This window comes from Pseudomonas sp. MF08831 (assembly GCF_059862645.1).
On record NZ_JCBCUX010000005.1, the window covers coordinates 329,343 to 343,509 of the forward strand.

Here is a 14,167-nt window from a genome sequence, read left to right on the forward strand (position 1 = left end):
CCCATGTTGGGGGCCGGCCCCCTCCCATATTGGATCTGATGTGTTCATACATCATGTGTCTGACGCAGGTCCCCTGTGGGAGGGGGCTTGCCCCCGATGGCGGTGTATCAGTTACAAATGAGCCCTATGGCGCACCGCAATCGAGGGCGAGCCCTTTCTCACCTTTACAACCGAGCTGAACCTCCAAGCGATCTCAGGCGCCCGGTTGCCACCCACCACCCAGCGCCGTGACCAACCCCACACTCGCCTGCAACTGCCGCGTCTGCACCGCTTGCAAGGTCCTTTGCGCCTGCAACGCCGCTGTCTGCGCGGTCACCACATCCAGGTAACTCACGGCTCCGGCCTGATAGCTGTTCATCGCCAGAGATTGCGTGTGCTGCGCCGCATCTGCCGCCGCTTGCTCATCCTGCGCTTCCTGCTGCAAATCCCTTAGCTGCGCCAGGTTGTCTTCCACCTCGCGCACAGCTTTGAGCACGTGGCTGCGGTACTGCGCCGAAGCCTCTTCAAACTCGGCTTTGGCCTGACGTTCATTGGCACTCAAGCGCCCGCCATCAAAGATCGGCAAGTTCACCAACGGCCCCAGCGCCCAGTAGCGGTTACCGGCGGACAGCAGGTTGCCAACTCCCTGAGTTTGCCCGCCTATCAACCCGGTCAAGCTGAAGTCCGGGTACCACGCGGCCTTCGCCACGCCGATATTGGCATTGGCGGCAAACACTCGGCGTTCCGCCGCCGCAATGTCTGGGCGCCGTTGCAACAGGTGGCTGGGCAACTGCGATGGAATCCCTGGCAGCGCAATCAATTGCTGGCTGGACGGCAAGCTGAAGTTACTGGCTGCCACACCCACCAATTCGCCAATCGCATGCTCGGTGAGGTTGCGTTGCCCGCGCACTTCGTCGAGTTGCGCCTTGGCTTCGGCCAGTTGGTTTTGCGCACGGGTGAGGTCCAGCTCTGAAGCAATCTGGCCCTCGTAACGGCTGCGCGTGAGTTGCAATGCCTGGCTGAAATCATCCAGTGAGCTGTTCAGAATCCGGCTCTGCGCATCCAGCCCGTTGAGCTGCACATACAGCGTCGCCAACTGATGTTGCAGGCTCAGGCGTGCCACCGCCAAGTCATCGCCGGATGCTTGCGCCTGGGCATCGCCGGCCGCGACCTGGTTGCGGATTTTACCCCACAGGTCCAAGTCGTAGCTCAGCGAGAAGCCCGCCGTATTGCTGTTGTACACCGACGGCTGTGTGTCCCCGCGCAGCGGCCGCGAATCCGATTGCCGCTGACGCAGCGGCTGCGCACTGGCGGTAATTTGCGGGAACAACCCGGCGTGCAACTGGCTGGCATACGCCTGGGACGCATCGAAATGCGCCAATGCCGCCGCCAGGTCAGGGTTGGCCTTGAGCAGTTGCTGTTGCAGGTCAGTCAGGCACGGATCGTTGTAGAGCTTCCACCACTCGGGCGCCAGTTGGTCGGACGGTTGCGCGCTGTGCCACGGGCCATCGCTGGTCTGTTCGCGATAGCCTGCCGGCAGGTCCACCGACGGCACCTTGTAGGTGGGCGCCATCGAGCAGCCCTGCAACAGCAGCAGCATCAACGCCGCCAGGGGTTTAAGCCTTGGGCGCATGCGCACCTCCGGCGTCGGCCAGTTGCACGGGGTCGCCTTCGCGCAGGGCATCGGGCGGGTTGTCGACCACGCGGTCGGCGGGTTTCAGGCCTTGGTCGATCACCAGGCGTTCGCCGAGGTCGAGGCCGATGTGGATGTCTTGCAAGTGCACGTGATTTTGCGCGTCCAGCACCGCAACCTGGGTACCTTGGGCGCGGAAGATCAGTGCGCTGGCCGGGATGCTCACGCCGTGGGTGTCCGCCGGAATTGGCAGGGTGGCTTCGGCGTAATCACCGGGCAGCAATTCGCCGTTGGGGTTGTCGGCGACGAACTGCGCCAGCAGGGTGCCGGAGCGGCGGTCGATGGCGGTGGAGTCGCCGATCAGGCGCGCCTTGAAGTGCTCGCCGGGGTGCTCGGGCACCGTCAGCTCGGCTTCTAACCCTGGATGAATCACGGCTGCATAGTTCTGCGGCACCGGCACGTAGAGTCTGAGCTGATGGGTATCGGCAATGTTGAACAGCTCCGGGTCGCTGTCGGTGTCGGCCTTGATCAACTGGCCGATGTCGGTGTTGCGCGCGGTGATGGTGCCGGCGAACGGCGCGCGGATGGTCTTGTAGCTTTCCAGTGCCGACAGCCGTGCGTAGTCGGCGGCGGCCGCCTCGGCGTTGGCTTTGGCGGCGGCAGCGTTGGAGGTTTTTTCATCGGCCTCCTGACGCGACACCGAGTGGCTGGCCAACAGGTTCTGCCAGCGCGTGGCGGTGGTTTCGGCCAGGCGTGCGTTGGCCTGCTCCTGCACCAGGCGCGCGTGGGTCTGCGCCATTTGCTGGTCGAGGTCGGGGCTGTCGATTTCGGCGAGCACTTGCCCGGCTTTGACCTGGGTGCCGATGTCGGCTTTCCAGTCCTTCAAGTAGCCGCTGACGCGCGCGTGAATCGGCGCCTTGCTCCATGCCTCAAGGTGCGCGGGCAGGCGCAAGGTATCGCCGGCGACGTTCTGTTTGGGTTGGAACACCATCACTTGCGGGATGGCGGCGGTTTCGGTCCAGGCACTCACCGACTGTTCGTGCATCGTGCGGGCGTGCAGGCCGTTGGCGACCAACAGGGCGGCCAGTGTCAGGCCGCCGACACCCATGAGCATCAGACGCTTGCGCGAGGGTTTGTGATCAGACGACATGTGAAGTTTCTCCAGCAGCAGCGCGAGTAGGGTGACGACCGTGGACCAGGCTGAAGACCACGGGTACAAACAACAGGGTGGCGACGGTGGCGAAGATCAAGCCGCCGATCACCGCCCGGCCAAGGGGCGAGTTCTGTTCTTCGGACAACGCCAGCGGCAACATGCCGATGATCATCGCCAGGGCCGTCATGCACACCGGCCGGAAGCGCGTGTAACCGGCCTCCATGGCGGCCTTCAACGCATCGCCATGTTCGGCCAGGCGTTCACGGCAGAAGCTCACCACCAGAATCGAGTTGGCGGTGGCCACGCCCATGCACAGGATGGCCCCGGTCAACGCCGGCACCGACAGCGAGGTGCCGCTGAGGAACAGCATCCACACGATGCCCGCCAGCGCGGCCGGCAAGGCGGTGATGATCACGAACGGGTCGGCCCAGGACTGGAAGTTGACCACGATCAGCAAGTAGATCAGCACCACGGCGCCGAGCAGGCCGAAGCTCAAACCACTGAAGGCTTCGTGCAGCGCATCGATCTGCCCATGCAGGCTGATCACCGCGCCTTTGGGGCGCATGGAGGCGGTGTCATCCAGCACTTTTTGCACGTCGCGCGCCACGCCGCCGAGGTCGCGGCCCTGCACGTTGGCATACAGGTCCAGGGTGGGTTCGATGTTGTAGTGGGTCACCACCGCCGGGCTTTGCACGCGGGAGATGGTGGCAACGCCGCCGAGGATCTGCGACTGGCCATCGGCCCCGGTGACCGGCAAGGCTTCCAGTGACGGCAGGCTGTCGAGGCGGTATTGCGGGGTTGCGGCGACGATGGAATACGACACGCCGTTGGCCGGGTTGAGCCAGAAAGTCGGCGCGGTTTGCGAGCTGCCGGCGAGGGAGGCGACCATGCTGTTGGTCACGTCACGCTCGGTGATGCCCAGGCCATTGGCGCGCATGCGATCAACATTGACTTGCAGCGACGGGTAGCCGGTGGACTGCTGGATGCGCAGGTCGGCGATGCCCGGAATGTGCGACAGGCGACGTTCGAGTTCCACCGCGTAGGTGCGGTTTTCTTCATCGCTGCGCCCGGAGATTTTCACGTCCAGCGGGGCCGGTGCGCCGAAGTTGAGGATCTGGCTGCTGATGTCCGCCGGCAGGAACGCGAAGTGGCTGCCGGGGAAGCTTTCGGGCAAGGCTTCACGCAGTTTTTTCACGTAGTCGGCGGTGGGCGCGTGGTCCTTTTTCAGCGTGACCTGGATGTCGCCATCCTGCGGGCCGATGGTGCCGCTGCTGCTGTAGGCCATGTCGATGCCGCTGAGCGGAATGCCGATGTTGTCGACGATGGTGTCGAGTTCTTCGGCGGGTATCACTTCACGAATCCGCGCTTCAATACGGTCGAACGCCGCCGCGCTTTCTTCAATCCGCGTGCCCAGCGGCAAACGCACATGAAGGGCGAGGGCGCCGGCGTCGGTGGCCGGGAAGAAGTCCTGGCCCAGGCTGGGCAGCAGCAGGAACGAGGCAAGCACGCAGGCCAGGAAACCGACGATAAAGCGCTTGCGGTTGCCCAGCGCAAGAATCAGCAAGCCGTGGTAGCTGTCGCGGATATTCGAGAAGTGGCGCTCGAAGCCTTGCTGAAAATTAAGCACCGATTGCAGCACGGCGTTGCGCGGTTTTTTGTGCTGATCGCCTTCGTGGTGGTTGATGAATGCATCTTCGGGGTGATGCCCGGCGCCTTGTTCCGGTGTGTGCGGCTTGAGCAGGAACATCGCCAGGGTCGGCACCAGGGTGCGCGAAAGTATGAACGAGCTGGCCATGGCGAAAATCACCGCCAGCGCCATTGGCCGGAACAGGTAGCCGGCGATGCCTTGCAGCAGGAACATCGGCACGAACACGATGCAGATACACAGCAGCGAGACGAACGCCGGGCCGACGATTTGTGCGGCGCCGTCGAGGATCGCGGTCTTCACCGCCTTGCCTTGTTCCAGGTGCCAGTTGATGTTTTCGATGGTGACCGTGGCGTCGTCCACCAGAATCCCCACCGCCAACGCCAGCCCGCCCAGGGTCATGACGTTGAGGGTTTGCCCGGTGACCGCCAGCAGCGCGATCGCCGACAGCACCGCCAAGGGAATCGACGCGGCGATGATCAACGTCGAACGCCAGCTGCCGAGGAACAGCAGGATCATCGCACTGGTCAGCAGTGCGGCGATGATGCCTTCCTGGGCCACGCTGCCCACCGATTGCTTGACGAACACCGAGGCGTCGCCCAGCAGCGAGGTCTTCAGCGACGGCGGCAGGGTTTCGTTGATGCGCGGCAACATCTGGCGGATGCCGTCGATGATCGACAAGGTCGAGATGCTGCCGTTTTTCAACGCAGGCATGAGCACCGCGCGGTGGCCGTCGACGCGCACGATGTTGGTCTGCGGCGGCGAGCCGTCACGCACGTGGGCCACTTGGCCGATGGTGATCAGTGCGCCATCGACCGTCTTGATCGGCAGGTCGTTGAGTTCATCAATCGCCTTGGGGCTGTTGTTGAGCAGGATCGTGTATTCGTCGGGGCCGAGTTTGGCGGTGCCCACCGGGATGATCTGGTTTTGCAGGGCCAGGGCGTTGCCCACGTCCTGCGCCGACAAGCCTTTGGCGGCCAGGGCTTGCGGGTCGAGGTCGAGGGTGATCTGGCGCTGCTTGCCGCCCATTGGCGTGGGCATGGCCAGGCCGGGCAGGGCGCTCAGCGGCAGGCGAATGTTGTTCTGCACCAGGTCACGGATCTTGGCTTCCGAAAGACTGGGGCTGGAGAACGCCATTTGCAGGATCGGCACCGTGGAGGCGCTGTAGTTGAGGATCAGCGGTGGCGTGATGCCCGGTGGCATCTGCTTGAGCACGGTTTGTGACACCGCGGTCACTTGCGCGTTGGCGGTGCGGATGTCCACACCGGGCTGGAAGAAGATCTTGACGATGCCCATGCCGGGCAGCGATTGCGATTCGATGTGTTCGATGTCGTTGACGGTGGTGCTCAGGGAACGTTCGTAGGTGTAGATCACCCGACCGGCCATGGCGTCCGGCGACAGGCCGTTGTACTGCCAGACCACCGCGACGACGGGGATGCCGATATCGGGGAAAACATCCGTAGGGGTTTTCAGGGCCGCCATCGGCCCGACGATACAGATGAATATGGCCAACACGATAAACGTGTACGGCTTTTGCAGTGCGGTCTTTACCAGCCCGAGCATGCGTGAACCTCCGAGGGAGCAGGATTGCAAACCCCGGCAGTCTTGCCCGACCCACCTAACACGGACCTTTCAGCCAGGTGAAGGAACATTTAGTTAACGGCTGAAGATCGTTTCATATGTATTCATTTGTTCTACAAAGGGCAGCTCTCCAAGCTTGTCTCCCATCGGACGCGACACATTTGTACGCCGTCCAACGTTTTTTTCTGATGTCCTTTGGAGCCCTGCCATGTCACTTAAACCGTTGTTGTTGATTCCAGCCCTTGGTGCTGTTTTGTTGTTGTCGGCCTGCGCCGGTCCGATTCCCAAGGCTGACCCGAGCGAAGCCTGGATTGGTTTGAAAGAAGAGGCGCCGAACGACCTGATGGCCGAGCGTGTCGACGGCAAGCGCGTGGACGACGGGCGCTTTTTCGAGGTGACACCGGGTGACCATCGCCTGGATGTGACCTTATTCGAGGAGGAGGCAGGCGATGACAATCAGCAGGACTGCCAGGGTCGGGTCGAGTACAAGCATTTCCAGGCGGGTGAGCATTACACCCTGACCGAATCGAGCCTGGGCACCACCGTGCGTGCCGTCCTCAAGGACGGGCACGGCAAGGAAGTGGCAGCGACTCAAGACTTCAATTGCATGCCCGGCTAGGCGTGATGCGCTGCTGCCTTGGGGGGTTCGGCCGGTGCAGCGGGTTTGACGTGGGGGTGATGATGCCGGCGAGTTACGCGCATGACCCCCCACAACATGGCGCTGGCTACCGCCAGCCAACCGCAGATCAACAGGAAAATCGTTGTTGCAAGGCTCATTAGGGCCTCCTTTCGCCCCGCAGGGGGCACACACAGTCTTCTCAATGGACAGTCTAGCTACCTGACGGTTGCCTGCTATTGACCAATGGTCGAGTCCATCCAACTTGTTTGCTCTATCCAGCGCATTTTACTGACGCCTCGGGCTATACCCGCCTTGCGGAGCATCCTATGATCAGGGCCCTTACCGGCAGTTGATCAAGAGAGTAAAAAATTGCGGTTACGGTCGAACGTTAAAACATCCCTGCTGCTGGCCTGCGCCCTGGGGCTCGCGGCCTGTTCCGGGCATCCGTCGAGGCTGGCGGGTCTGCCGGAGCGTGTAGAACTCAACGGCGTGCCGACCTTTCGCAGCGAGGCTTACCTGAGTGGCCCCTCGGCTTTAGCCAGCATGCTGTCGCAACAAGGCATTGTCATGACACCCGGTTTGCTCGATAAGCCCCTGCACTTGCCAGGCGGCGAGGCGGACCTGGAGCGCAACATGCAGGTGTTGGCGCGTGAATACGGGCTGATGGTGTATCCGCTGGACAACCAGCTGACGGCCGTTCTGGCGCAGGTGGCGGCGGGTTACCCGGTGATGGCGCGGATTAACCCGAGCTTTTGGTCTGGCACGCGCTATGTCGTGGTGGTGGGGTTCAATCAACAGAAGAGCACGGTGCTGTTGCGCTCGGGCATGGACCGGCGTTTGTTGATGAGCTTCAGCGACTTTGAGTCAGCGTGGAAGAGCGCAGGCAACTGGGCCATCCTGACTCAGCGCCCGAGCCAGTTGCCGGCGAATGTGGATGCGCAGCGCTGGCAGGCGGCGGCGAACGCCACCGCCCAAGCCGGCCAGGAGCAGGCAGCGGCGCAGGCGCTCAAGGTGTTGGCGGAACGCAAGTAAAGGCAACGCAGACCCAAACAGGTGGGAGTGGGCTTGCTCGCGAAAGCCGAGTGTCAGTCGATACATTCATGACTGACCCACCGCCTTCGCGAGCAAGCCCGCTTCCACATTGACACTGTGGTGCTTAGCGACGCACTTCTGCGGCGTTAGGACGGTTCTTCAGGTTCTTGTCAGCCTTGTAGCGCAGCGCTACGTCCGGCACTGAGCCGCTCTTGCCGGTTTCAACCCAGTTGCGAATGCGCCCGGCATCGGCAAAGTGGGTGAACTTGCCAAAGGCATCCAGAATCACCAACGACACTGGGCGGTTACTCATGCTGGTGACCAGCACCAGGCAGTGGCCGGCCTGATTGGTGAAACCGGTCTTGGTCAACTTGATGTCCCAGTTGGCGCGGTTGATCAGGTGGTCAGTGTTGGAGAAACCCAGGGTGTAGTTGGGTTTGCGAAACGACACGGTCTTTTCCTTGGTGGTGCTCAACTGACTCAGCATCGGAAACTTGCGCGCATAGGCCAGCAGCTTGCTCAGGTCGCGCGCGGTGGACACGTTGTGAATCGACAGCCCGGTGGGTTCGACATAGTGCGTGCTGGTCATGCCCAGGGCTTTGGCCTTGGCGTTCATTGCGGCAATAAAGGCTGGATAGCCACCTGGGTAGTGGTGGGCCAGGCTGGCGGCGGCGCGGTTTTCCGAAGACATCAGGGCAATCAGCAGCATTTCCTTGCGCGGCATTTCGCTGCCGATTTTCACGCGCGAGAACACGCCTTTCATTTCTGGCGTGTCTTTGATGTTGATGTCGATGTACTCGTCCATGTTCTGCTTGGCTTCAAGCACGATCAGGCCGGTCATCAGTTTGCTGACGGATGCGATGGGCACGACCACGTCGGGGTTGCTGGAATAGATGACTTTGTTGGTCTGCAGGTCAACCAGCATGGCGCTGCCGGAAGCGATCTGCAGTTTGGAGGTGTCGCGCGGCGCCAGAGTGGTTTCGGCTGCGTGCGCGAAGGTGCCTGTAAATACAAAAAATAGGCTGACAATAGAGAGACGAATTTTCACGCGGGTGAACTCGCTAAAAAGTAAGGAAATACCGTTCAGGAACGGGTTATATGACAAATGCCGTTACATTTTAGGAGTATGGATCAGAAAGCGATAGAGGCCTTTAAATAAAGGCTGTAAGCCGATGATTGGTCAGGGTTGTACCGGTTTTTAAAAATCCTGCTCATCGCGCCAGTTTTTTTTCAAAGCGGCTTTAGGCCGACGATTTTACCAGTGTGTGCCGGGTGAAGTTGCCCACAAAGTCAGGCAGGGTGCTTAAACATAAATAGCCCACTTTCAGGTTGAGCTCAAACGCTCGGTCATTGAGTGTTTCGATGAGTGCATCGGTGTACTCCGGGCTACGCGCCTGGTCCTAAGTAACAGGCGTGTAAACGCGGTTCTGCCAGTACCACCGGCGATAATGACGCCTTCGTTGGAAGCGAGGCTGGCCAGGGGAGAGCATTGCCACCCGCTGAACAAGGTGCCACGGCAGGTACGACGCAGCGTCGTTCGTTAATTGCGCCCAATAAAAAGCCCCGCGATCAGGCGGGGCTTTTTATAACAGGCACTTATCAGTCGTGCAGTGTTTCTGCCGCGTACAAGGTGTTCTCCAGCAGGCATGCTCGAGTCATCGGGCCCACTCCGCCTGGCACTGGTGTAATCCAGCCGGCGCGGGGCAGGGCGGTTTCGTACACCACGTCGCCGACGAGCTTGCCGTCTTCCTGGCGGTTGATACCGACGTCGATGACGATGGCACCTTCTTTGATCCACTCACCTTTGACCAGGCCGGGTTTGCCGGCAGCCACGACTACCAGGTCGGCGCGGCCGACATGGCCAGCGAGGTCTTTGGTGAAACGGTGAGTGACGGTCACGGTGCAGCCAGCCAGCAGCAACTCCATGGCCATCGGGCGCCCGACAATGTTGGACGCGCCGACCACGACGGCATCGAGGCCGTACAGGTCGACACCGGTGCTTTCCAGCAGGGTCATGATGCCTTTCGGGGTGCACGGGCGCAGCAGCGGGATACGCTGGGCCAGGCGGCCGACGTTATAAGGGTGGAAACCGTCGACGTCTTTGTCCGGGCGGATGCGCTCCAGCAATTTAGAGGCATCCAGGTGCTCGGGCAGTGGCAGCTGCAGCAGTATGCCGTCGATGCCCGGGTCGTCATTAAGGCTGTCGATCAGGTCGGTCAGGGCCTGCTGGGTGGTGTCTTCCGGCAGGTCGTAGGCCTTGGAAATAAAGCCGACCTCTTCACAGTCTTTACGCTTGTGCGAGACATAAACCTGAGAGGCAGGATCGCTGCCGACCAGGATCACCGCGAGGCCAGGCGTGCGCAGGCCTTGCTGGCTACGCTCGGTGACTCGTTTGGCGATCTGCTGGCGCAGGCTGGCGGCGATTGATTTGCCGTCGATAAGTTGTGCAGTCATTACGCGTGATTAACCATCGAGAGGGGGAAGAAAAGTGCGCGCATTCTCGCATGCCAAGACGTGAGGGCAAAGGCGCTTGGTCTGCAAATTGCCCTAACCCCTTAAATAAAATGAATTTTTTTCAAAAAAGATTTGACGGGTTTCCGAGGCGTCTATACTATTCGTCGCACTTGTCGGGCACAGCCTAGCACTGGTTAAGAAGGTCGAGCACAATTGTTGTCGTGCAAGGCTGGAAGCACTTAGTTTGTAATCCTCCAAGAGTACAGATTAATCAGGCGCCCGTAGCTCAGCTGGATAGAGCATCCGCCTTCTAAGCGGATGGTCGCAGGTTCGAGTCCTGCCGGGTGCGCCATTAGGCAGCTTTGGCACAAGTAGCGCTATATGGTGGGCGTAGCTCAGTTGGTAGAGCACGGGATTGTGACTCCCGTTGTCGAGGGTTCGATCCCCTTCGTCCACCCCATATTTTAAAAGGCGCCAGATTAATCATCTGGCGCCTTTGCTTTAAGAGCTTCAAGCGCGGATGTGGTGGAATTGGTAGACACACTGGATTTAGGTTCCAGCGCCGCGAGGCGTAAGAGTTCGAGTCTCTTCATCCGCACCAATTAAAGCTTTGCACCGCCGTCAGGGGGTGCGAGGTTCGACAAAGAAGATGGTTGAGTTCTTTGTTAATGCAATATGGTGGGCGTAGCTCAGTTGGTAGAGCACGGGATTGTGACTCCCGTTGTCGAGGGTTCGATCCCCTTCGTCCACCCCATATTCAGAAAAAGCGCCAGATCAATGATCTGGCGCTTTTTTTTGCGCCCAGAATTTCCTGTCTGTCGACGCTGTGGCTTGACGCCAAGAAAAAGCAAGCATTCTCAATGCCTTGGCGTTAGAATCGTTGCCGGTTTTGAGCGTGTAGAACTGATTCCCGGCTCTATCGGGGTCAGTGCAGCTATTTAATAGCGAATAACGGCGCAGTACCTGAAAAGGGCTGTGCCGTTTTTGTTTAAGTGTCTTGAGTTTCCAGGGTGGGGCGTTTCGTCGTATTTGTGTTTCTCGATGCTGCTGCCGCGCCCTTCGACCTTGCGTGCAAGGTCGGTCGCCAAGGTTGGACGTCCACGCTCTTCTATATATAGAAGGCTGATGCAGAGCCTTGGCATGATGAGCTGTATTTGCTTACGGGATGAAGTGCATGCGTGCACTTGAACCTATAAATGGCCTGCTGTTTTTCTACCCGTTTTCAGTAGGGTGACTTCTTGAGTTTGACCCACTAGAATGCATGCCCTTGGTGCGACACGCGTGGCGTGTCTCCTAAACTTCGAGGTGTAGAGTCATCTTGAAGGGTTTTCGAAAGAGAGCCGAGAGCTTGGGTACCCAACCCCAAGAAACAAAACCCTCCCAGAAGTCCAATGCCTTCAAGGACTTGCCGCAGCGGCGGTGGCAAACTCAAGGTCGATTAGCGCTCGGTGGCTCGACCGCAGTACTGGATTTCCGGTATTGGAGTGCCTACTACACATCAGCCCTATTCAGGGCTAAACCCATGCGGGAGAGAATCCCCGCTGGGGTTCCCTCCTGCTTTTGAAACAGGAGGTAACAATTCTTTGAGCATGCTGCCTCGGCAGTCCCTGTTCACATCAAACCGGAGACATGAGCGAAAGCTCTGTCTGTCATTGTCCAACCATTGCCTGTTTGGAGTGGCAGCGGACTCGTTGTGCGACCAACGATAGCCTAGGAAGACATGCGTCACTGGTAACGGTGGGGTGTGAAGCTCTTCCAACAATGTAGCCCCCGTATGGGTGCGTCTTCGCCGTGAGGCGGAGCGCAGATGCTCGGAGCAGTACCGGGTTGAGGCGCTAGGCTGGCTGGTATGGGTAACACAAGTGAACTGCTAATAAACGTCGTCAGCATTACGGTGCCTAATCTGCTGATAGGCATTAACCAAAAAGGTGATGCGACCGGTTGTTCTGGTCAAGGGTCGGAACACGTCGTCACATAAGGTCGCCGGCGAATAGGCAGACTCTAACCCAGTCGTGTGACAGGCAGGGAACGTGGTAAGCCCGTATAGCTGCCTTCGGGCAGGTGAACCGCAAGGTGATCCGTTGGCTGTGCGGGTATGGGATCGCAGAGAAAGCGAAAGCCGGGCTGTAATGGCCTGGATAGGGGCTGGAACATTGCTCCACGGGAAACCGGGCAGACTTCTGCGTGGTCTTTCGTCGCATGAACTCTGAGTGAACCTGTCTCAATAAACCTAGAGATCCAGCTGTAACGGATCTTCTATTAATCCAGCCCTGGCGGGAGCGTCCATTCCCGTCAGGGGATGTGTGCGTCTTTCGCTTGGGGCAACTTGAGAGGAAGGCAGCATGTTAGAACATAGCCAATTGGCCGTGTCTGCGCCTTCCGGCGCTCCGCAACAATGGCATGACATCGATTGGTGGCGTGTTCAGCGGAATGTCCGGGCGATGCAGATACGGATTGCGAAGGCTTGTCGGGAAGGCAACTGGCGCAGGGTGAAAGCCTTGCAGCGGATGCTGACCCGCTCACGCTCGGCCAGATACTTGGCCGTACGGCGAGTCACTGAAAACCAGGGTAAGCGCACGGCGGGAGTCGACCGCGTGCTCTGGGATACACCCGATGCCAAATGGAAGGCGGCAAATGGGTTGAGGCGCCACGGTTATAAGCCACGGCCTTTACGGCGTGTGTTTATTCCGAAGTCAAATGGAAAGGAGCGCCCTCTGGGCATTCCGACCATGACGGACAGGGCAATGCAGGCGTTGTATTTGCTTGCTCTGGCACCCATTGCAGAAACCACCGGCGATCCAAACAGCTACGGCTTTAGGATCGAGCGATCTACGGCGGATGCAATGGGGCAGTTGTTCGTATGCCTATCCAAGAAGGTTTCGGCCCAATGGGTTTTGGAGGCGGACATCAAAGGCTGCTTTGACCATATCAATCATGACTGGCTTATCACCAACGTCCCAACGGATAAGGTGGTTCTCCGAAAATGGTTGAAAGCTGGCGTGATTCATAAAGGCCAGCTACAGGCAACGGATGCCGGTACGCCACAGGGCGGGATTGTCTCGCCCAGCTTGGCGAATCTGGTGCTGGATGGGCTGGAGTCACAACTTAAGCAACATCTGGGTGTGACCAAGGCCAAGAAGCTGAAAATCAATGTGGTGCGTTACGCGGATGACTTTGTGATAACCGGAACCTCGCGAGAGGTGCTGGAAACTGAAGTCAGACCTTGGGTAGAGCAGTTCCTAGCAGTGCGGGGGCTGCAGTTGTCACTCGAGAAGACGCGTGTCGTCCATATAAAGGAAGGCTTTGACTTTCTAGGTTGGAATTTCCGCAAGTACGATGGGAAGCTTCTGATCAAGCCAAGCAAGAAAAACGTGAAAGCGTTCTATAGCAAGGTAAGGGAGGTCATCAGTACCAGCAAAACGGTAAGGCAGGAGGATCTGATCCGACAGCTGAATCCGATACTGCGTGGCTGGGCGTTCTATCACCAGCCTGTGGTAGCCAAGAAAGCGTATAGCCGCATGGATTACATGATCTTTCTGGCTCTATGGCGTTGGGCAAAACGGCGACACCCTAAGAAAACACTCCAGTGGATCGGAGCGAAATACTTTAAACCCATGAAGGGGCGGAAAGGGGTGTTTGCTACCGCGACGATGAATGACAAGGGAGAGATGCGAACGATCGAGTTGTACTCGCTAGCGAGCACTCCGATCGAACGACACAAGAAGGTGAGTGGGGAGTACAACCCCTTCGATCCTTCTATGGAGGAAATGGGTGAGAAAAGGCGTATGGAACAGATGCTCAAAAGGCTGGCGTACCGTAAGCAAATCTTGAGCCTTTTCCAGAGTCAGAAAGGATTGTGTCCAATATGTAAGTTACCGATTACGAAGGAGACGGGGTGGCATGATCACCACATTCTGTACCGCACAAAAGGCGGTGGAGACTCCCTAAATAACCGGGTACTATTGCACCCCCTTTGTCACCAGCGGCTACACGCTCGCGGATTGACAGTGAACAAACCGGCTCCCCTTACCGGGGGTTTTGATTAGGCCCGAGCCGTATGCGGGGAAACTC

At 59.1% G+C, this 14,167-nt stretch carries 9 protein-coding genes and 4 tRNA genes; 7 read left to right on the forward strand and 6 right to left on the reverse strand.

Going from position 1 to position 14,167, the window contains the following annotated elements; genetic code table 11:
• Window positions 1–193 precede the first annotated feature (193 nt).
• The 3 genes from AC19YS_RS13325 to AC19YS_RS13335 are packed head-to-tail and all read right to left on the reverse strand — an operon-like array spanning window position 194 to window position 5,973.
• On the reverse strand, window positions 194–1,612 hold the full coding sequence (locus tag AC19YS_RS13325) for an efflux transporter outer membrane subunit (protein ID WP_500601928.1): 1,419 nt from the start codon (window positions 1,610–1,612) through the stop codon (window positions 194–196).
• Window positions 1,596–2,762 carry an efflux RND transporter periplasmic adaptor subunit gene (locus AC19YS_RS13330; RefSeq protein ID WP_106578852.1) on the reverse strand — a complete coding sequence of 389 codons (1,167 nt, stop codon included), beginning with the start codon at window positions 2,760–2,762 and terminating at the stop codon, window positions 1,596–1,598. The genes AC19YS_RS13325 and AC19YS_RS13330 overlap by 17 nt, the downstream gene beginning before the upstream one ends.
• Entirely contained in the window at window positions 2,752–5,973 is a 3,222-nt protein-coding gene (locus AC19YS_RS13335) for an efflux RND transporter permease subunit (protein WP_119735669.1), read from the reverse strand. Before AC19YS_RS13335 ends, AC19YS_RS13330 begins: the two co-directional genes overlap by 11 nt.
• Window positions 5,974–6,199: 226 nt before the next feature.
• Here AC19YS_RS13335 and AC19YS_RS13340 point away from each other — a divergent pair, with 226 nt between their 5' ends.
• Window positions 6,200–6,610, forward strand: coding sequence for a PA0061/PA0062 family lipoprotein (locus tag AC19YS_RS13340; RefSeq protein ID WP_106578850.1), 411 nt, complete (start codon window positions 6,200–6,202; stop codon window positions 6,608–6,610).
• Here the strand turns inward: AC19YS_RS13340 and AC19YS_RS13345 are convergent.
• Window positions 6,607–6,768, reverse strand: coding sequence for a hypothetical protein (locus AC19YS_RS13345; RefSeq protein ID WP_200624441.1), 162 nt, complete (start codon window positions 6,766–6,768; stop codon window positions 6,607–6,609). The genes AC19YS_RS13340 and AC19YS_RS13345 overlap by 4 nt on opposite strands.
• 211 nt (window positions 6,769–6,979) lie before the next feature.
• Between AC19YS_RS13345 and AC19YS_RS13350 the strand changes: the two genes are divergently transcribed.
• Window positions 6,980–7,642: a peptidase C39 family protein gene (locus AC19YS_RS13350; protein ID WP_119735666.1), complete on the forward strand. Its 663-nt coding sequence runs from the start codon at window positions 6,980–6,982 to the stop codon at window positions 7,640–7,642.
• 124 nt (window positions 7,643–7,766) lie between these two features.
• On the opposite strand, the gene pbpG is transcribed toward AC19YS_RS13350, so the two are convergent.
• Entirely contained in the window at window positions 7,767–8,690 is a 924-nt protein-coding gene (gene pbpG, locus AC19YS_RS13355; protein ID WP_106578962.1) for a D-alanyl-D-alanine endopeptidase, read from the reverse strand.
• Window positions 8,691–9,241: 551 nt separating this feature from the next.
• Complete coding sequence (folD, locus tag AC19YS_RS13360; protein WP_106578848.1) at window positions 9,242–10,096, reverse strand: bifunctional methylenetetrahydrofolate dehydrogenase/methenyltetrahydrofolate cyclohydrolase FolD; 855 nt, start codon at window positions 10,094–10,096, stop codon at window positions 9,242–9,244.
• A gap of 275 nt (window positions 10,097–10,371) precedes the next feature.
• Between folD and AC19YS_RS13365 the strand changes: the two genes are divergently transcribed.
• From AC19YS_RS13365 to ltrA, 5 genes are all read left to right on the forward strand, one after another.
• Window positions 10,372–10,448, forward strand: a tRNA-Arg gene (locus tag AC19YS_RS13365).
• A gap of 32 nt (window positions 10,449–10,480) precedes the next feature.
• A tRNA-His gene (locus AC19YS_RS13370) sits at window positions 10,481–10,556 on the forward strand.
• 56 nt (window positions 10,557–10,612) lie between these two features.
• Window positions 10,613–10,697 (forward strand) — tRNA-Leu (locus AC19YS_RS13375).
• Between the two features lie 77 nt (window positions 10,698–10,774).
• Window positions 10,775–10,850: transfer RNA gene (locus tag AC19YS_RS13380), tRNA-His, on the forward strand.
• 1,588 nt (window positions 10,851–12,438) lie between these two features.
• Window positions 12,439–14,142, forward strand: coding sequence for a group II intron reverse transcriptase/maturase (ltrA, locus tag AC19YS_RS13385; RefSeq protein ID WP_023093520.1), 1,704 nt, complete (start codon window positions 12,439–12,441; stop codon window positions 14,140–14,142).
• Window positions 14,143–14,167: the final 25 nt, after the last annotated feature.